This window comes from Bacillus sp. EB V-12 (assembly GCF_056158125.1).
The window spans coordinates 175,672-194,845 of the sequence record NZ_JBUXJL010000006.1; the positions used below are offsets into that span (position 1 = coordinate 175,672).

General features: G+C 34.7%; 17 protein-coding genes, 1 other RNA gene and 1 pseudogene. 3 read left to right on the top strand and 16 right to left on the bottom strand.

Features of this window, described 5'->3' with window-relative positions; all coding sequences use genetic code 11:
• Positions 1 to 25: 25 nt before the first annotated feature.
• Positions 26 to 982, bottom strand: a complete 957-nt coding sequence (locus tag ACZDYH_RS19870) for a nuclease-related domain-containing protein (RefSeq protein ID WP_002184034.1) — start codon at positions 980 to 982, stop codon at positions 26 to 28.
• A gap of 476 nt (positions 983 to 1,458) precedes the next feature.
• On the opposite strand from ACZDYH_RS19870, the pseudogene ACZDYH_RS19875 reads away from it, so the two are divergent.
• Together ACZDYH_RS19875 and ACZDYH_RS19880 are read left to right on the top strand one after the other, a co-directional pair.
• A pseudogene (locus ACZDYH_RS19875) lies at positions 1,459 to 1,731 on the top strand (isochorismatase family protein); the annotation flags it as partial.
• Positions 1,732 to 2,034: 303 nt separating this feature from the next.
• Positions 2,035 to 3,000, top strand: a complete 966-nt coding sequence (locus ACZDYH_RS19880; protein WP_284996581.1) for a DUF4822 domain-containing protein — start codon at positions 2,035 to 2,037, stop codon at positions 2,998 to 3,000.
• Positions 3,001 to 3,107: 107 nt separating this feature from the next.
• Here ACZDYH_RS19880 and ACZDYH_RS19885 read toward each other — a convergent pair whose 3' ends face one another.
• The 8 genes from ACZDYH_RS19885 to ACZDYH_RS19920 form a co-directional block, all read right to left on the bottom strand.
• On the bottom strand, positions 3,108 to 3,296 hold the full coding sequence (locus ACZDYH_RS19885; protein WP_000222858.1) for a hypothetical protein: 189 nt from the start codon (positions 3,294 to 3,296) through the stop codon (positions 3,108 to 3,110).
• Between the two features lie 271 nt (positions 3,297 to 3,567).
• Entirely contained in the window at positions 3,568 to 3,933 is a 366-nt protein-coding gene (locus ACZDYH_RS19890; protein ID WP_002164645.1) for a YxeA family protein, read from the bottom strand.
• Between the two features lie 409 nt (positions 3,934 to 4,342).
• Complete coding sequence (alo, locus tag ACZDYH_RS19895; protein ID WP_000576726.1) at positions 4,343 to 5,881, bottom strand: anthrolysin O/cereolysin O family cholesterol-dependent cytolysin Alo; 1,539 nt, start codon at positions 5,879 to 5,881, stop codon at positions 4,343 to 4,345.
• A 434-nt stretch (positions 5,882 to 6,315) separates the two neighbouring features.
• Complete coding sequence (locus ACZDYH_RS19900) at positions 6,316 to 7,068, bottom strand: iron ABC transporter ATP-binding protein (RefSeq protein ID WP_000590071.1); 753 nt, start codon at positions 7,066 to 7,068, stop codon at positions 6,316 to 6,318.
• On the bottom strand, positions 7,065 to 8,129 hold the full coding sequence (locus tag ACZDYH_RS19905) for an iron chelate uptake ABC transporter family permease subunit (protein ID WP_000631250.1): 1,065 nt from the start codon (positions 8,127 to 8,129) through the stop codon (positions 7,065 to 7,067). The genes ACZDYH_RS19900 and ACZDYH_RS19905 overlap by 4 nt, the downstream gene beginning before the upstream one ends.
• Entirely contained in the window at positions 8,126 to 9,142 is a 1,017-nt protein-coding gene (locus ACZDYH_RS19910; protein WP_086388916.1) for an ABC transporter permease, read from the bottom strand. Before ACZDYH_RS19910 ends, ACZDYH_RS19905 begins: the two co-directional genes overlap by 4 nt.
• A gap of 19 nt (positions 9,143 to 9,161) precedes the next feature.
• Positions 9,162 to 10,178 (bottom strand): siderophore ABC transporter substrate-binding protein, encoded by a 1,017-nt coding sequence (locus ACZDYH_RS19915; protein ID WP_000749445.1) that lies wholly within the window; start codon positions 10,176 to 10,178, stop codon positions 9,162 to 9,164.
• Positions 10,179 to 10,562: 384 nt separating this feature from the next.
• A complete protein-coding gene (locus tag ACZDYH_RS19920) occupies positions 10,563 to 11,240 on the bottom strand; it encodes a response regulator transcription factor (protein ID WP_016123738.1) in 678 nt (225 codons plus the stop codon).
• Between the two features lie 495 nt (positions 11,241 to 11,735).
• Between ACZDYH_RS19920 and ACZDYH_RS19925 the strand changes: the two genes are divergently transcribed.
• Entirely contained in the window at positions 11,736 to 12,503 is a 768-nt protein-coding gene (locus tag ACZDYH_RS19925; RefSeq protein WP_166694922.1) for a GNAT family N-acetyltransferase, read from the top strand.
• Positions 12,504 to 12,829: 326 nt separating this feature from the next.
• Here the strand turns inward: ACZDYH_RS19925 and ssrA are convergent.
• The 7 genes from ssrA to ACZDYH_RS19960 form a co-directional block, all read right to left on the bottom strand.
• Positions 12,830 to 13,184: a transfer-messenger RNA gene (ssrA, locus tag ACZDYH_RS19930) on the bottom strand.
• Between the two features lie 126 nt (positions 13,185 to 13,310).
• Positions 13,311 to 13,778 carry an SsrA-binding protein gene (gene smpB / locus ACZDYH_RS19935; protein ID WP_001123920.1) on the bottom strand — a complete coding sequence of 156 codons (468 nt, stop codon included), beginning with the start codon at positions 13,776 to 13,778 and terminating at the stop codon, positions 13,311 to 13,313.
• A gap of 246 nt (positions 13,779 to 14,024) precedes the next feature.
• Positions 14,025 to 16,457 (bottom strand): ribonuclease R, encoded by a 2,433-nt coding sequence (rnr, locus tag ACZDYH_RS19940; RefSeq protein WP_142408193.1) that lies wholly within the window; start codon positions 16,455 to 16,457, stop codon positions 14,025 to 14,027.
• 142 nt (positions 16,458 to 16,599) lie between these two features.
• Positions 16,600 to 17,340 carry a carboxylesterase gene (estA, locus tag ACZDYH_RS19945; protein WP_000761986.1) on the bottom strand — a complete coding sequence of 247 codons (741 nt, stop codon included), beginning with the start codon at positions 17,338 to 17,340 and terminating at the stop codon, positions 16,600 to 16,602.
• A gap of 161 nt (positions 17,341 to 17,501) precedes the next feature.
• Positions 17,502 to 17,735, bottom strand: a complete 234-nt coding sequence (gene secG / locus ACZDYH_RS19950; RefSeq protein WP_000557264.1) for a preprotein translocase subunit SecG — start codon at positions 17,733 to 17,735, stop codon at positions 17,502 to 17,504.
• 94 nt (positions 17,736 to 17,829) lie between these two features.
• Positions 17,830 to 18,522: an LrgB family protein gene (locus ACZDYH_RS19955; protein ID WP_000078309.1), complete on the bottom strand. Its 693-nt coding sequence runs from the start codon at positions 18,520 to 18,522 to the stop codon at positions 17,830 to 17,832.
• Positions 18,519 to 18,887, bottom strand: coding sequence for a CidA/LrgA family holin-like protein (locus tag ACZDYH_RS19960; protein ID WP_000673222.1), 369 nt, complete (start codon positions 18,885 to 18,887; stop codon positions 18,519 to 18,521). Before ACZDYH_RS19960 ends, ACZDYH_RS19955 begins: the two co-directional genes overlap by 4 nt.
• Between the last annotated feature and the right edge of the window lie 287 nt (positions 18,888 to 19,174).

Sequence of the window (19,174 nt, forward strand, 5' to 3'; positions counted from 1 at the left end):
TAAGTACTTATTTATTATAGCAAAATTACGATTGGAAAGAAGTTAAATCATATATTCGTCCTTTGTTGTTGCCAGTGTAGGGGAGATTTAGTGTGTGGAGAATTCTGTTTACAACCATACCCGACGAAACATGGAGAAACTCTTTCAAATTACCGTTCGTACATGTCGTACTAATGAGCAATGCATAATCTCGTATAGCATCCTCATGTGCCACTTTTGAAAAATCTTTACAACTTGTACAACGCCAGCCCTTCTTCACTTTAACCATTGGAATAACTAAGCATTTCTCACATTGTACTCCATTTAACAACTCCTCTTTTTCTATTTTATATTGCTCAAGTATATTTTGTTGAAGTGGAGAATGCTCCGTTATTATTTGATGAATGAGCCTATCTACATTATCTATAACTTTTCTCTTATATTTACTTTCAAACCACTTTATTTTATGAGGTAAATTTGCACTATGAATAATTGTATGAAGAAGATTGTCATCTGAAGATTTTATAATGGTACGAGGCGAGCTAATAACAACGAGGGACTCGATTGGAAGACTAGAGGAAAATCCATGTAAGCTTAACCACTTCTTTAATTGTATTTCTTGCCTTTTTATTTGTAAAACCGGATCTGGAAATCCCTCTGAATTTCCTTCTGTTATTCGGATAAGTTGATTAAACTTTGCATCAAACATTAATGTACCTGCTATATTTTTTATCTCAAGAAAAAGAAGAAACTTTGTGGAAATGATAATAGTATCAATTTGAAAGTATTGATCATGATTAGATAAGCGAACATCATGTAAAACACTATACTCTTTCTCAGAAATAAAACTAAGTGGATAATCAATTGCTTGCTCCCCTTTATACCCCGCCATGTGTTTTGCCAAGTTTTCTCCAATTAAATTTCGTTTTGGATGATGTACAGGTAACCTTCTAAGCAGTGCTTCTAACTGTCTTATATAAATCGGCATTTTTCTTTCTTTCACAATCACCTCAAACACCCCTTTACAAATATATCAACGATTTTTTCAATATATCTATCATAACTCACAATATATCAACGATTTTTCCAATATATCTATCATAACTCACAATATATCAACGATTTTTCCAATATATCGATTGGTCGACAATATCTGACACTACCTCACTCCAATCACTCACAGCATATCCTAGAAAAACACCTTCAGCAAAAACTTAAAATCGTATTTCCTCATAAAAAAAAATAACCCGCTCCTCCAGCAAAGTTATGGTTTTTAACCCTGCAATGCCACTCTATCTATAACTTTGCCGTGAAGTCCACAAAATCCATTTGTACTTATAGCAACTTTCACTTTTTTCACACTGAAACTATATACCCCAAAATCGTTTCACAACGTTATTACTTCCGCATAGCTACAATTTATATAATAACGGTACAGTACAAATAACGTGCTGAATCACTAAGTATGGGGGCATAACGATGAACGAAGCGTTGCTATTAGTAGACATACAAAATGATTACTTTGAAGGTGGCAATATGGAATTACATCAACCTGAAAAAGCCGCACAAAAAGCGAAAGAAGTTTTGAAAGCATTTCGTGAAAAACATAAAACAGTTATTTATGTACAACATATTGCGAACAATGAAGGGGCTACTTTCTTCTTACCTGATACATTAGGTGTTCAAATTCATGATGATGTACAACCGATTGCTAACGAAAGAGTCTTACAAAAACACCACCCCTACAGTTTTTCTCAAAAGTTTTGCACTACAATCGATTAGCTCTATTAGCAATTACATTATTATTAGCGGCTTTCCTTCTTCTTTACAATGTATTTTTTGGATTACTCGTAGGCACTACAGCAAGCTAGCGATTTTTTATAAATATGAACATTTTTTAGGAATTAGTTTATCTTTTTTTAATGTTTTATTTAGAGGCAGTTTATAGTCGGGGATTAACATAAGAAACGTAGCAACTAAGTTCATATATGACGCACTGCTACTATAATCGCTAACCGTACTACTTGAAATCATAAAATAAGGAGACGATAAAACATGAACAAAAAAGCAAAAGCACTATCATCCGTACTGCTCGGATTCACATTAGCATTAACAGGGTGTGCTGGTACTAAAGCTGAAGAAAATCATGGGAAACAAAAACAAGAACAAGTTGCTAAAGAAACAAAAAAGGAAAATAAATTAACTAAAGGGCAAAAAATGGCTAATATTCTTAGCGAGACAAATTGGCAAGGTACACGAGTGTATGACAAAGATAAGAATGACTTAACAAAAGAGAATGCAAACTTCATTGGTCTTGCAAAATATGATGCGAAGTCAGGCAGATATGAATTTTTTGATGCTAAAACAGGTGCAAGTCGTGGCGATAAAGGAACTTTCTTTGTCACAAATGATGGGAAGAAGAGAATATTAATTTCAGAATCAATGAAGTATCAAGCTGTCGTTGACATGACAAAACTAAACAAAAATGTATTTACTTATAAACGAATGGGGAAAGACGCTAACGGTAAAGATGTAGAAGTTTTCGTTGAACATGTCCCATATAAAGAAAAAGAACTTTCTTTCACTGATCCGGACAAGCAGCTGAACACGACTACAGGAGATATTGTTCAAAACGTTGATGGAGATAAAATTTTGGGCGGTACCCTTTGGCACGGAACAAAGGTATTAGACGAAGCTGGTAACGATGTAACACAGTTTAATTCGAATTTTATAAGTTTAGCAAAATTTGATGACAAATCTAATAAATATGAGTTCTTCAATAGCGAAACAGGTCAAAGCCGCGGTGATTATGGCTACTTCGATGTTGTACACGAAAATAAAATAAGAGCCCATGTTTCAATTGGAAATAATAAATACGGTGCTGCTCTTGAGCTTACTGAACTAAATAAGAATAAATTTACGTATAAAAGAACTGGTAAAGACCAAACTGGTAAGGATATAACTATATTCGTTGAACATGAACCTTATAAAGGTGATATGAAACCACAATTTAGTTTTTAAATACGTTTGATTAAAGATCCTGTACTGAGTTGCAGGATCTTTCTTATTAAGCAAGAGAACGAAAAGACGAAAAACATGTAGCTTTTCGTCTTCACAATATTTCCACCTTATAGTTGATGATTTACAAAACCTAAAAACATACCGATACAAAATAAAATAAATCCAATTAGAATTAAGGGAAGAGTGAAGCCACCCCAAGCTGGTTTATTAGCAAACGCCCTTATTTTAAAATTAATCCTCGCTAAAGACATGATAACGATACCCGCTATTGATAAAATTGTAGTTACATAAGTCATCTAGAATAATACTCCTCTTCTATATTGATTTTATATCTCTGCAAACCATCTACATAAGTGTTACAGTCCACTATTCATACATGTCATCCCAATTGTAGCAATCCAGTTTTGTGCACATCATTTGTAAAATTCATTCTTCATTCCTAAAAAAAGACAGAACCAGACGGTTCGGTTTTTTTTGTTTTATAATAATCTCTTTTATTTTTGCTACAATACCTTTTTCTTATAAATCTTACGCCAACACAGCTTTTGATTAACTTATCCTGAAATATTATGAATTTGCGTTCAACTTATCTAAAATACCTTTATCTATTTTTGCTTGATTCACTTTAGCTATTTTAGAAACAATCCCACGGCGATCTTCCCAATCAATCAAATAATATTGATTTTTTTCCAATTCATTTTGCAAGGAAATTTTCAGTTCTCTTTCTTCCCCTTTTTTATCGTACACCTTCTCATCGTAAACATGATACGTAAGAACTTCTCCATTACTCAATTTTTCGTTTTCTACTTTAGAATCAGTCGTTACTTTTACATAATATTGTTTAGTCAAATAGTATCCATTCCCTGACTTCATATAGTAGAAAGCACCTCCTACTATAGCTAATAACACAAAAATTCTCATGATCCATTTCATATGATAATACCTAACCTTTCTATTCTACTTGTAAGATTTATACCCGTTAAAATATAAATCTTCCTTACCTTAAGTATGCTTTAACCATACAGATGGTACAATCCAGTTTCCTTACACCCACATTACATTTTTGTAATCCTATCATTTTACAAAAGTTTCTTAAGTTGGCCCAAAACAAAGGAACATAAAGTTTTATTCTTCCAATTGCCACACTTTTAGCAACACTTGTCCAAGTAATAGGAATTTCATTTCAATCCATTTTACGTGAAGAAGTAAATCAACGCCGATTAACTATATTAGGAATTACATTATTAATCAGCCCTCATCAATCGGGCTGCCCGGCAAATAGAGGAATAAAATTTGTGACTAAGTAAAAAAGCGCCCTACTTATAGGGCGCTTTTTTTATACTTAATGACTAATACTAGCTGTTGGATATAATGTTGTTCCTCCAATTGAAACTTTTATTTCATTTGTTAATGGAACATTTTGTTCATTAATAATTGTTCTCCACCATTCCCATGCAAGACCTGTACATTCTCTTGCTACAATTTTTATATTTTTTGAATTCGGTGGAAGAGGGATAACTGTAGAGTAATGAGCCGTTTTGTCTTTTCCACTACCATCCCACGTTTTATGTGTTAGTACTTCGTTACCCTTTTGATCAAATGTGAATTCATCCCAAGATACATCAAATTGAGCAACGTAAGCACCGTAATGATCAAGTGTCATTTTAGCACTTGAATATTCTGTAGTTGTCGTCTCAATATAATCTGTATTGTTATGAACAGCAGCAGTTGCATTATCTTTTAAGAAAGTACTTGTATATGAAATTGGGTATGCTGGATTTTTAAGACTTAATTCAGCATTATCTTTAATAATATTTCGGATTTCATTGAAATCTTTAGTAACAACCTTGTTATGTTCTTTCGCATCTCCGCCTAATACTACAGCAGTAAAGGTACTTTCTTCAAAAATATCTTTATACTGTCCACTTGTTTCAACGCTGTTATTCTTAAGTAAGGCTTTAAAAGCAGCTTGTACATCTTTGCTCTTAGATGTTGTTTCTAATTTTACATAAATCGTTCTACCATAAGCTACATTTGAAACCATAACAGGTGGAGCCGAATTATTTACGCCTTTTCGAGTTAACTCGTCAAAAGTAACGCTATTATCAAAAAGGTCGGATGGATTGTTAGGTAGTTCAGCACTTACCGTATAAAATATTTGCTTATACGCCGCTACCATCACTTTTTTCTCTCCATTTGCAACCGCATTAAAATCAATATTTAGACTGTTATCAAGATATTTAGCGTTAACATTAAGAGCACTTGCAATTTGTGATTTACTATAAACCATAGATTCCGTATACTGCATTCTTGCAGGTAACGTATGTGTTGTAGAATACTTTTCATTCCAAGTAGATACTAAATCGTCTACTGCTCCAGCTACATTACCATATGTCGGATTTTGGACAGTGATTGTATTTTCTTTTCTCATGCCCGGTAAGTCTATACTAATATTCAAAGGCTTTCTCTTAGCCACTAATAAACTCGGTTGATTGTCTGCAAAAGCTTTATTAGCAAGTTGTACAGCTCCTGGATACGTGCGATTCACTACAGAATCAATAATTGAAATATCGACTGGTGACGTTGTAAGTGATTTTTTCTCGCGTTCCACTACTACAAATTTACCATTTGAATTGATACTTTCTTTCGGAACAAAACTTTCTACTTTATCACCATTTACAGCTAAAACCTCTTGATTATTATATTTAAGATTTGCTATACCAGTATCAATGCCACTAGCATTTTTGGTTACATCAGTTGCATTACTTGCTTGTGTTTCTGCGAAGGAAATAGATGAATAATTAATAGTGCATAGACTAACTAATAAACATGCAAGGAACTTTCTTCTTTTAGTGTTTTTCTTAATATTCAGAAAAATCACCCCGTTCTTTTTTTAGTAAAATATGATAATGATTGATAAATGATTGCTAACTAATAAATTTACATAAATGCTTTTAAAAGTTCTTGAATTAACGGGATTACGCCACCTACAAATTTTAAAACTGCCATTGCGATTTCCATATTATTTCCTCCTTTTTATTGCTACGAAAATATGATTTATCTTTATGCCCTCATTATAGTGACCCCTTACACTTTTATCAATACACTCTGATATGCAATATTACATATAAAAAAACAAGCTGAATTCTTTTGAAAAATTATACAGAGATATTTTTTCGTTTGGTACATACTTGAAAAGGTGAAGCATTCTTTTGCATTTTATGAGTAATCACATAAAAAAAGCTGCTGCCTATAAAATACAGACAGCAACTTCAACTAGAGTGTCTTGCATAATCTACGCAAGACATTTTATAACTAATAAACTGCTATTGGCCCATAAGGACCATTAATAATTTCTATTTTTGTTTCAAAAATATCTGTCAAAAGTGTTGAGTCCATAACCTCTTCTACTGTTCCAAAAGCAGCAATTTGTCCATCTTTCATAGCACAAATTTTATCCGAGTATTTAGCTGCAAAATTTATGTCATGCATAACAGTCAAAATTGTTCTTCCAAATTCATTAGCTGCACGTCTCAAATGCTCCATCATTTGAACAGAACGAGCAACATCAAGGTTGTTCAAAGGTTCGTCCAAAAGTACATATTCCGTCTCTTGGCACAGTACCATCGCTACATATGCCCTTTGTCTTTGACCACCAGAAAGCTCATCTAAATATCTATTCTCTAAACTAGTTAAATCTAAGAAATCGATATATTTAGAAATGATAACCTCATCTTCTTTAGTCAACCTTCCCTTTGAATAAGGAAAGCGCCCAAATCCAACTAATTGTCTAACTGTAAGCCTAGTTACAAAATGATTTTCTTGTCGCAATATAGTCAAAACTTTTGCTAAGTCTTTTGATTTGGATTCAGAAACATCCATATTTGCTACCTGAATTTGGCCTTCATCCATATCTAAAAGTCTGCCAATCATCAAAAGTGTCGTTGACTTTCCAGCACCATTTGGTCCAATTAAAGAAGTAAAGCCTGCTTTTGGTATTTCAATATCCAAAGGTCCTATTTTTACCTTATCAGTATAGAACTTTTTAACATTATCAATTTTTATCATAAAGCCCTCTTCCTTAAAACTATAGTTAAGAATATGATTCCACCAAATAATTCAATAATAACTGAAACTACACCTTGAGCATGGAATACATGATACATTAAAAAGTATGCGCTCGTCATTATTAAAAATCCTATAGCAAAAGCCATCGGAAAAATATATCTATGATCATAAGTTGACGCTGCCTGATAACTCAAAGTTGCCACTAAAAAGCCGTAGAAAGTAAGTGGCCCAATTAGAGCTGTTGAAATGGACATTAAAATAGCTACTAATACAAGCGTATAAATTACACTAGGTTGGTATTTAACTCCAAAAGAAGTAGCGACATCTTTTCCTAGTGATAAAACATTCAAATTCTTAGAATGAGCAAAAATTAATACCGCTACAATTATGATCATAGGAATTACAATAGGAAAATATGCAGGATCTGCATGATTAACAGAACCAAATAGTCTTGCTTGTAAAATATCAAATTCTGAAGGCGCAAGTAGTTTTCTCATGAAAGTTGACACAGAATTTAGCCCGGTACCAATAATAATTCCAACTAAAAGCATAAGTTGTAAATTCCCGTATTTACCGGAAAGTAACCATCCATAAAGTATCAAACTCATGAAGACCATAACAACAACTTGGAATAAAAATGAGCCAATTCCATTAAAATTTATTAACGCACTAGCACCAAAGAAGAATACTGTACTCGTTTGAATTGCTGAATAAAGTGATTCGAAACCTAAAAGTGAAGGAGTAATAATTTTATTATTCGTAATAGATTGGAAAGCAACTGTCGACAAGCTATGGCAAACCGCAGCAATAATCATTGCAACAATAGCTACTATCCTTCTCTTAACAACTGGGATAAAAGAAGGTGAATCTATCGGAACTGGATTGTTATACACTAAAAGTCCATATGAAGAAAGGAGACCTAAACCAATCAATGTTATCAGTAAAATCCAATAACGCCTTGCTTCCTTCTTAGAACGAAAAGCGCTAGCTGATCTACTTTCATTATGAAGGCTAGAATCGATTTCGACATTTTCTTTATTTCTATATTCTAATGTGATCATCGTAGCCTCCTTGGTTTTCTTTTTCTCAATAAAATAGTAATAAACACGACTGCTCCCACTGTTGCAAGGATTAATGAAACAGGTAATTCAAAAGGCTTTATAATTGTTCGAGAAATGATATCACAGGCAGTTATTGATCCCATTCCGATCACACAAACCCAAGGTAAATTACTCCTAAGATCATCACCTCTAAACATTGAAACGATATTTGGCACAATTAATCCTAAGAAAGGTAAGTGTCCAATAACAGCTGCAACAATTCCAACTGCAACAGAGATAAGAGCAGTCCCAAAAAGAACAATTCTATTGTAATTAACTCCAAGACTTGTTGCGACATCTTCTCCTAGTCCAGCTAAAGTCAATCTATTAGCATACATAAAAATAAGAAAAGTAATGATAACAATCAGCCATAAATATTCATATCTTCCCACCTGAATGTTAGCAAATGAACCTACAAACCAAGTTTCAATACTTTGCGTCTTTTGAAAAAGGAGTCCTAAAAAAGTAGACACTGCAGAAATTACTGCTCCAAGCATCAATCCAATAATCGGAACAATTAAAGACGAACGAAGCTTAACTCTTCTTAAAAATAGAAAGAAAATCATAGTTCCTATAAAAGAAAAAATGATTGCACCAGTCATTCTTTGAACTAAAGTCGGGGCAGGAAATAATAAATACACAAAAAGCAGGCCTAAGCCTGACCATTCAATAGTCCCCGTTGTAGTAGGTTCAACAAAGCGATTCTGTGTAATGAGTTGCATTACGAGCCCTGCCATCGCCATCGCAGCTCCAGTAAGCATTAATGCAGCTGTTCTCGGAACACGAGTTATGAAAAACATCTCTGTCCCGTCCTCTTGTCCACGTATATCATAAACTCCAGTAAACAGTGATATAATCCCTAAAATTATAACAACTATAACTGCTATTATAAAAGGTTTTGTCCATATTTTATTTTGATTATAAAACTGGGGTTGAGAAATATTCTCAACCCTAGAAATCATATTTTTTGACACTGTTTCGTACCCCTTTACACTACTTAGCTAAAGTTTTTGCCATATTTCCAAATAACTCTATATAAGTTTGAATTGATTCATTTGTGTAAGTATCTTCTGGTGCATAAATAACTTGTTTTTTAGAAACAGCAGTTGTGTTTTGAAGAGCAGGTGATTTAGAAATAACATCCTTAGCAGGTGTTGACTTAGCTGCATCAGATGTTGCAGCATCACGATCTAATACGAAAATCCAATCAGGATTTGTTTGTGCAATAGCTTCAACAGAAACGTCATCACCTTTATGACCTGCAGTAGAATTTGAAACTTCTAACGCTGGAGTCCAACCGAAAATTTCATACATTGGTCCCCAAACGCGACCAGAGTGCGGCGCAGCAAAGCCAATATTACCACCAGTAACGATAACACTCATAACTTTATCTTTTCCGTTATAAGCAGATTTTGCTTTTTCAATAGATTTATCAAAATCAGCTACTAATTGTTTAGCTTCTTTATCTTTATTAAAGATTTTTCCTAAAGTAATTGTAGAATCTTTAAGTCCTTTTACTAAGTTTTCGCCAGGCTTAGTAGCTTTCTCAGAAACATCAAAATTAAGATCAATAACTGCTGCATTTGGTACTAATTTTTTGATTTCTTCGTAATGGTCAGCAAATCTTTGACCAACGATTACAAGGTCAGGGTTTGCCGCTGCAATAATTTCTAGATTTGGTTCACGGTGATTCCCAATATTTTGAACTTTTTCATCCTTTTTATATGCTGAATCAGCAGGCATGATATCCTTTGGAGCAGCCGCTAATTTAATTCCCCAATCAGATAAAGTTTCAAAAGTTCTGTTATCCAAAGCAACTACATTCTTTGGGTTTACAGGTACTTTAACAGTTCCATGAGCATCAGTGATTTCAACCGTTTTTGGCTTATCACTACCATTATCTTTATTATTAGCCTTCGAAGTTTCTTTACTTGAATCTGAGCAAGCTACTAACATTAAAGTGAAAACTGCTAGAATACTCACTAATTTTAAAAGCATAGATTTTTTCATATGTATACTCCTTATAGTGTGATTTATTTCGAAAATGATGACATCCATAGATTGAATTAGAAGGTAACTTTTATTCAATTGAATCGCTATTGATAATCATTTTCATTTGAACATCCTGTTAATTAGTATAGTCATTAATTCTGTGAAAATCTTGTGAATGGTGTGAATTCATAAAATCAGGCATAAAAAGTAATATGTGACGTCAGGCGTGTTGATTAACCATGATTTCCTCTACAAAACACGCTCATTAATAGCTAATATTTTCGTAATCCATTTTTTCACGTCTTTTAATACTTCTAAGAAACTATTTGATTATCATATTTAATAAAAAAATGAGTAAAACTGAATGTAATAGTTTTACTCGTTTTCTATTACCTTATTTTATCATTCAATCATTGAATAGCCTCTGCCGTGTATCGTTTGAATATATCTGTCTTTCTTCTCGCACTTTAACTTTTTTCTTACATACCCAATATATAAGTCTACTACATTTGGATTTACTACTACGTTATATCCCCATACTTGATTCAAAAGCATTTCACGGCTCAATATTGTGTTTTTATTCTTGATTAAAAATACAAGTAAATCGTACTCTCGCTTAGTAAGCGACAGGTTTTCGCCACCTTTTTTCACAATATTGCTTGATGCATCAACAAAGAGATCTTTAAACTGAAAAAAGTTTATCTCCTTTTGCTGGTTACAATCACTTCTCCTTAAAATTGCTTGAACCCTTGCTACTAATTCTTCTTTCGCAAATGGTTTTCTGATATAATCATCTGCTCCTGCTTGTAACCCTGCTACGCAATCCTTGCTAGAAACATTGTCGGTCACAATAATGATCGGTGTCGTTTTAACTAATCGTATTTGTCTACAAATTTCTGGTCCGGATATACTTAATGAATCCCAATCCAATATGATAATATCCCAATCTTGTTCATATATTATATTTAAACCTTCGTTTTCATTGTGAAGTTTTAAAATGAAATAGCCTTCTTGCGTTAGACCGCTTACGATTTTCTTCGCTAAAGACCGTTCATTCTTAATTACTAAAACCTGCTTCACCGATGGTTCACCTCTACTTCAATATAACTTAGTTAGATAAAAAATTATCCCCAAAAAACAATTTAAGATTTATAAATTTAAAACTCCTAAATAATCCATTAAAACAGTTTATTAGGAGAACTCTATATAATCTTACAATAGGTATGGATAAAAACACAAAACATATAGAGATTTGAATAAAGTGAAATTTTAATGAGATCTCACCAATTGGGCGTTTACGGTCAGCTATAGTATCTATCTGCTTATCATCAATAACTAGTTCTTCATTTTCTGTTTCAGAGGTACCGCCCGATTCCCATCAACTTAAGCATTTTATAAAACCACAAAATGAAAAAACGGTATTCTTTCTATTACTTTAAATCTAGAAAACAAATCACTTCAATGTTTTCTGAATATTATGGGAGGATGTAAATACTGTGAACACTGTATATTTAGTGTTTAGTTGACCTTATAATAAAAAAAAGCGCGCTAAATTGAATTGAAAGGTGCAAAAACATGATTACAAATCAACAATTAGTAATAAACAATTTGGAAGAAAAATTAAAAGTATTTACTCATACAGTTAGTGGAAAACTTACAAAGGAAGAAGATTTCATCATAGCAAATACAGAAATTCCTACTGATACATTCAATGTTGTATTGCCGAAATCTCCAAATATCAAAAATGCAGTTAAGATTAGACATGGAATCGATAATTTTTCATATAAAAAATATCCCTTTAGTATTTGGATTGATGCTCAGTATTTAACTGAGGATTGGACAAAACTTATGCAAGAATATGACCTAAAAGAAGCGGAACGTAATGTAATGATGAAACTTGACAATACTCTTAATGTTGATCAAAGAATTTCCCATCAACTTATGATTACTAATGTGAAAAATAATGAAGAACTTTTAAAATATATAGAGGTATTCATGAGCTTATTTGAGGGTACACCAGAAAAAGATGCATTAGAAAGTTATTTTAATAAGTTTTCACAAGTAAAATTAGGTTCAGAAGTTCAAATGTTTATTGGATGCATAGATGACATGCCTGTAACTACTGGTTTATTAATAGAAAGCAAAGATAGTTATGGTATTTATGATGTGATGACAAAAGAAACATTTAGAGGTAAAGGAATTGGCAGTGAAATGTTTCAATTTCTTCTAAATCAAACAACAGATAAACAAAAACCAGTTGTATTACAGGCTTCAGATGATGGGAAAAATATCTATAAGCGATTTGGATTTATAGATGTCGGAGAAATGGTTGTATTTGAATAAAAGGTTTTCTTATTAAGTTATAGGGTGGAATTGTTGAGCAATATAGATAGGAAATGATCCAACTTTTTATAAAAGAATAAACCAATTGAAAATATTAAGGGCGTGTTTTGAACAAACTTTTTTCAAAACACGCTTTTTTCTTTTTGTTTGTTTATCAAGGTTATTTGCTTAACTTGAACAAACTTTATTCTAAAACAACATGAATTATTAATTAATATCACTTTGAAGAAGCATATCTTTACATAACAAAAAAGAAGCATAAACCTGCACATCATGCAAAGTTATGCTTCCTGTTATACAAAATAAAAAAACCACCAAATATGTATTGGTGGAGACGGTGGGAGTCGAACCCACGTCCAAAAATATCGGCACTTAAGCTTCTACGAGTGTAGTCGATATATTAGCATTTCGCGAACTCTTCGGCCTATCGACAGGCTTCCAAGTTGCTAGTCTGGTTGTTCTCTTCCTTTGTCCTCAGACGGCGAACTCCGGCGTAGTCCACTTAGTTTGAGTCCCTTACCCTACCACATGGACGATGGAGGGAGGAACCTTTAGTGCAATTAAGCAGCTAAAGAAAGATTGTTTTGTTTGCCAATTATAGGCTTTGACGTTTTAACGAGGCCGATCCCCTCGACTCGCAACCTAAGCTCGAACTATCCCTGTCGAATCCGTAACGTCCCCATGATAAAAATGGAGCATACGAAGAAAATATCGTGATAGCTACTAAGAGCTGTTTTTCAATGTGCAACAACCTTACATAAGTTATTATATCATACGCGCGCCGTTTTACAAATGTAAATATCTGTATTACATCTTTTGGCGATCACGGAACACGCGTGCAATTTCACGTTTTGCTTCTTTCTCTTTTAAATCGTGACGTTTATCGTATTGTTTCTTACCTTTTGCTAAACCAAGTGCCATTTTTGCAAATCCATTTTTCAAATAGATTCTAAGTGGAACTAATGCGTAACCTGTTTCTTTTGCAGCGCCCGCTAGCTTATCAATTTCTTTTTTATGAAGAAGTAATTTTCTCGTACGAAGTGGATCATGGTTGAAACGATTCCCTTGTTCGTATGTATTAATGTGCATATTATGAACCCATACTTCACCATTATGTACACGTGCAAACGCATCTTTCAAGTTCACGCGACCAGCGCGAATCGACTTAATTTCCGTTCCTTGAAGGACAAGCCCTGCTTCGTATGTTTCTTCGATGAAATAATCATGAAACGCTTTTTTATTTTGTGCAATAACCTTACCTGTACCTTTTGGCATATAACGTCCCTCCTCTATTTTTACTATTGTAACAAATGTTAATAAAAAGCGAAAGTGGCTCGTTCAGAATGTGAGGCGGATAGAGCTTCTGACCTTGAGGCGCTCTTTGCCTCTAGAGAAGAAGCGAAGCCGCCAAACATTCTAGCCACTGTAGCTGGATTATACAAAAAGCGAAAGTGGCTCGCTCTCGAGCCACCAAGAAAAAAGAATGGCTTCGCTTTTTATCAAAGCGAAGCCATTCTTTTCTTACTTACGCTTTTTCTTTTTCTTCTTGAATCCTGGTACGTTTTCGAAGAATGCTTTTTTCTTCTTACCGTTACCATCTTTTTTTCCCGGCTGGCTAGCAGAAGCGGATGCGGATGCGGATGCAGATCCTCTTCCTTTTCCTTTACCACCACGGTCAAATTTTCTACCTGTGCCACGTTCACCGCCGCGCTCATTACTGCGCTCGCTACGTCCACCGCGTTTCTTTCTGCCTGTTCTTGGCTGCTCGATAACGACTGGGCGATCTTTGAACTTACGGCGAGGTGTGCCTTTCATGCCAACGATTTCAAAGTCGATTGCACGCTCATCTTTGTTTACGTTAATAACGCGAATTGTAATTTCGTCACCGATGCGGAATACGTTTCCTGTACGTTCTCCGATCATAGCGAAATGTTGCTCGTCATAACGGTAGTAATCATCCGTTAAATAACTAACGTGTACAAGACCTTCAATTGTATTTGGAAGCTCTACGAATAAACCGAAGTTTGTTACAGAGCTAATCATACCGTCATACTCTTCACCGATCTTATCAACCATATACTCTGCTTTTTTCATCTCATCTGTTTCACGCTCTGCTTCAACAGCACGACGTTCCATATTAGAAGAATGCTCTGCAATCTCAGGTAATTTTTCACGCCATTTTGCTTGCGTTTCGTTGTCGACTTTACCGTTAATAATGTATTCACGAATTAATCTATGAACGATTGTATCCGGGTAACGACGAATTGGTGATGTGAAATGCGTGTAGAACTCAGTTGATAAACCGAAATGTCCTAAGCTATCCGCATCGTAACGCGCTTGCTTCATAGAACGAAGCATTACTGTTGAAATAACTACTTCTTCTGGCTGCCCTTGAACCATTTCAAGAATTTGTTGCAGCGCACGAGGATGTACTTCATTCGCACGTCCTTTTACCGCATATCCGAAGTTCGTTACAAACTCGAAGAAACGCTCTAACTTATCTTCTTTCGGATCTTCATGGACACGGTACATGAATGGTACGTTCATCCAGTGGAAGTGCTCTGCTACTGTTTCATTCGCAACAAGCATAAATTCTTCAATTAACTTCTCTGATACAGAACGATCGCGCATGACAACGTCTGTCGGTTTTCCTTCTTCATCCACTAATACTTTCGCTTCTTTAAAGTCAAAGTCAATTGCACCACGGCGCATACGTTTTTCACGTAAAATTTGTGCCAATTGACCCATCTCTTTAAACATCGGTACGAGCGGCTCATAACGCTTAATTAACTCTTCGTCCTCATCTTCTAAAATGCTTCTTACGTCAGCATAAGTCATACGCTCTGTCGTTTTAATTACACTTTGGAAAATCTCGTGTTTAACAACATCACCTAAGTTGTTGATTTCCATTTCACAAGATAATGTCAGACGGTCTACTTTCGGATTTAATGAACAAATACCGTTAGATAGACGGTGTGGAATCATCGGAATTACACGGTCAACAAGATACACACTCGTCGCTCTTTCCGCTGCTTCTACATCAATTGGAGAACCTTCTTGAACGTAATGACTTACATCCGCAATGTGAACGCCTAGCTTGTAGTTACCGTTCTCAAGTTTCGTTACTGTAACAGCATCATCTAAATCTTTTGCGTCTGCACCGTCAATCGTTACGATCATTTGGTCACGTAGATCACGGCGATCTTTTAAATCTTCTTCTGAAATCGTTTCTGGTACACTGTTGGCATGTTCCATCACTTCTTCAGGGAACGCTAAAGGCAAGTGATGTTTATGGATGACAGATAAAATATCTACTCCTGGATCATTTTTATGACCTAGAATTTGAATAACTTCACCTTCCGCACTTAAACGATTCTCTGGATAGCTCGTAATTTTTACAACTACTTTATGGCCTTCTACAGCACCCATTGATGCGCTTTTCAATACGAAAATGTCACTTGTCCAGCGTTTATTGTCAGGTATAACAAATCCAAAGTTTTTCGATTCTGTATATGTACCAACTAGTTCTTTCGTTCCACGTTCTAAAATGCGTACAATAGACCCTTCTTGACGTGAACCACTCGATTGGGAACTAAGGCGTGCTAATACTGTATCGCCATGAAGTGCACCGTTTAACTCTGTAGGCGGGATGAAAAGATCATCATCTCCAGTTTTCTTCTCGTCTGGTACAACGAATGCAAAACCACGTGCATGTCCAATTAACTTACCGCGTATTAAATTCATCTTTTCAGGAAGACCGTAACGGTTGCTACGAGTACGAATAACAAGTCCCTTTTCTTCCATCGTTACAAGTGCCTTTACGAAATCTTTAAAGCCCTCAGAACCTTCAATTCCAAATGCCTCTTCTAACTCTTGTATCGTTAGCGGTTTATACGCTTCTTCTCTCATAAATAATAACAACTTATCAATATGTTCTTGTATGATTTCTTCCAAGCAAAAATACCTCCTTTAAAACCTTATATTATTTAGTGTATCCGAAAGATAGGGGATGTATAAAGCGAAACTTCAATACTCCCCTTATGATTTTTACAGTTTTCACAAAAAATTCCTTATGAAAAAAAGAGGCAACTAGATCTTACCAATCTAGTTGCTCCAAGAAGTTATATACATCCTCATGTAGCTCGTCACGCTGCTTATCAAGTGTAATGACATGCGTAGAGTCTTCATACCATTTAATGTCTTTTAACGTTGATTCTACACCGTTATAAATAATGTTCGCACTATCTGTATTAATCATTTCATCATGACGCGCTTGTACAACAAATGTTGGTGCATAAATCATATCCACATTGTTACGTACGTCAGCAATTAATTGTTGTAATGCTTTTAATGTATTCATCGGTGTCTTTTGGAATTCCAACATTTCTTGTTCAATTTGCTCTGGTGATTTTTGCTCACGCTTTTTATATTCGCGGGCATATGCCAATATACCTTGGTACATCGTTTCTTCACTCTTAATATACATAGGTGCACACATTGGTACTACACCTAAAACCGGTACTGTATAACCTAATTTTAGTGAAAATACTCCGCCAAGTGACAATCCAACAACAGCAATTTTCTCAAAACCTTTATCTTTTAAAAGTTGATATGCTTCTGTTACATCTTGCCACCAATCTGTAGGGCCTGTATGAACAAGCTCTTCTGGTGGTACACCGTGCCCTTTATAAATTGGCGCATGACAAGTATAGCCTTTCTTTTCTAAGAAACGCCCTAACATACGTACATCAGCTGAGTTCCCTGTGAATCCATGTAGTAATAAAACAGCGCGGTCTCCACCCTCAAATGTAAATGGTTTCGGAGATGCTAATTTCATCATGTACTTCTCCTCTTTCTCTTCTGTAATCTAGTCGTATTCTTTCTATATCTAGTGTACCATATTTATATTTCTATAATCTAATTAGAAACATCTTTCAAATAGCAAAACAAAAAAAGAAGAACCATTAGTACCATTCACTAACGCTTCTTCTTTCAATTCTATAAATTGAAGTACGTAACACCAATTGTTAATACAAAGAACAATACAGCTAAAACAATTGTAATACGGTTTAATACCGCTTCAATTCCACGTGCCTTTTGCTTACCAAATAATTGCTCCGCACCGCCTGAAATTGCACCTGAAAGGCCTGAGCTATTACTAGATTGCATAAGTACCATAACAATCATTAAAATCGATACAATAATAAGTAAAACTGATAATAACGTATGCACTTGGCGTACCTCCTACAAAGATTCAGTTATTGTAACTGTAGCATAAATTCTATAGAAAAGCGAGAGCTATAGAGGCGCTCTCGCTTTTCTTCTATTACATAAACATCATCGCAAATAACGGTCCAAGTAAACATGTCAAAATTGCTGTTAATGTCATTGTTACCGATCCAATAACACCTTCATGCTCATTATTTTTCATTGCTCTCATAACACCCATAATATGAGAAGCACATCCAAATCCGATACCTTTACCAACTGAGTTTGTAACACGGCTCCATTTTAATAAAAGGGGTCCTGTAATCGTTCCAGTAATACCTGCGATAACAACGAAAGCTGCTGTTAAGGAAGGTACACCACCAACTTGTTCAGAAACACTCATCGCAACTGGCATTGTCACCGATTTTGGTAAAGACGATAAGATTAAGCTTTTATCCGTTCCCATAAGTGAAGCAATCGCAAAATCACTAGCGATCGCAACCGTTGTACCTACTAATACGCCACCAGCAATCGGTACAACATATTTTTGCAGAACATGACGTTGTTTATAAAGAGGAATTGCAAATGCTACAACACCGGGTCCAAGTAACTTTGCAATCCAGCCACCACCACTTTCCATATAATGTTGATATGGTATATCAAGCACGATAAATAAGAAAGCCATTAATCCAGTTGCTACAAGCATTGGAATGGTGAATGGTGTTGGAAATAATTTATAGATTTTTTTAGATAATTGATATAATAGCACCGTAAAAAGAACCCAACCGACTCCGATTAATATTTGGCTCATCGCGACTCTCTTTCCTTCCTATTCGCAAGATATTGTCCTGTATGTCCTGCGACAATAATAATTAAAAATGTACTCGCTACAACTGTAATGAAAAGAGAAATTCCTTTACTCATAAAAAAAGCACCGTAATTCATTAGGCCAAGCGTTGGCGGAATTAATAAAAACGGCATAATAGCAACGAGTGTTTCTGCTCCTAAATCGAACCATTTCACTGGAAGAACTTTTAGGCTAAGTAAAACAAGTAGGAGGAACATTCCAATCAAACTTCCTGGGATCGGAATATTTAACATTTCTTGTACCCAAGTTCCAACCATATAAAAAACGTAAAGAGCAGCAATTTGGACAAGAATCTTTGTAAATTTCATGTTCATCATCCCTCATGTTTATACGATCTTCTGTTAATATCTTTATCATAGTATAAATTGTAAAAAGCTGCAATTTATCAACTTGACAGCAAAAACAGCCTATGTTATACGCTTACAACCTTGATATGACTGCATTTCTAAACGAAAATTACGTCAAAAACCTTGACCTAATATAAAAAGTTTTTATTTTCTGAATTTAAAAGACTATTATTTCAATAAAATAATCTTTTTATTCTTAAACTTACATATATATAAAGTGAAACTTTAATCAATGAGATTCCCCTCAT

Excerpts from the sequence above, each read along its gene's own strand:
- ACZDYH_RS19880 (WP_284996581.1), top strand. The coding sequence starts at position 2,035 with ATGAACAAAAAAGCAAAAGCACTATCATCCGTACTGCTCGGATTCACA.
- ACZDYH_RS19885 (WP_000222858.1), bottom strand. The coding sequence starts at position 3,296 with ATGACTTATGTAACTACAATTTTATCAATAGCGGGTATCGTTATCATG.
- ACZDYH_RS19890 (WP_002164645.1), bottom strand. The coding sequence starts at position 3,933 with ATGAAATGGATCATGAGAATTTTTGTGTTATTAGCTATAGTAGGAGGT.
- ACZDYH_RS19900 (WP_000590071.1), bottom strand. The coding sequence starts at position 7,068 with ATGATAAAAATTGATAATGTTAAAAAGTTCTATACTGATAAGGTAAAA.
- ACZDYH_RS19905 (WP_000631250.1), bottom strand. The coding sequence starts at position 8,129 with ATGATCACATTAGAATATAGAAATAAAGAAAATGTCGAAATCGATTCT.
- ACZDYH_RS19915 (WP_000749445.1), bottom strand. The coding sequence starts at position 10,178 with ATGAAAAAATCTATGCTTTTAAAATTAGTGAGTATTCTAGCAGTTTTC.
- ACZDYH_RS19925 (WP_166694922.1), top strand. The coding sequence starts at position 11,736 with ATGATTACAAATCAACAATTAGTAATAAACAATTTGGAAGAAAAATTA.
- smpB (WP_001123920.1), bottom strand. The coding sequence starts at position 13,778 with ATGCCAAAAGGTACAGGTAAGGTTATTGCACAAAATAAAAAAGCGTTT.
- estA (WP_000761986.1), bottom strand. The coding sequence starts at position 17,340 with ATGAAATTAGCATCTCCGAAACCATTTACATTTGAGGGTGGAGACCGC.
- ACZDYH_RS19955 (WP_000078309.1), bottom strand. The coding sequence starts at position 18,522 with ATGAGCCAAATATTAATCGGAGTCGGTTGGGTTCTTTTTACGGTGCTA.
- ACZDYH_RS19960 (WP_000673222.1), bottom strand. The coding sequence starts at position 18,887 with ATGAAATTTACAAAGATTCTTGTCCAAATTGCTGCTCTTTACGTTTTT.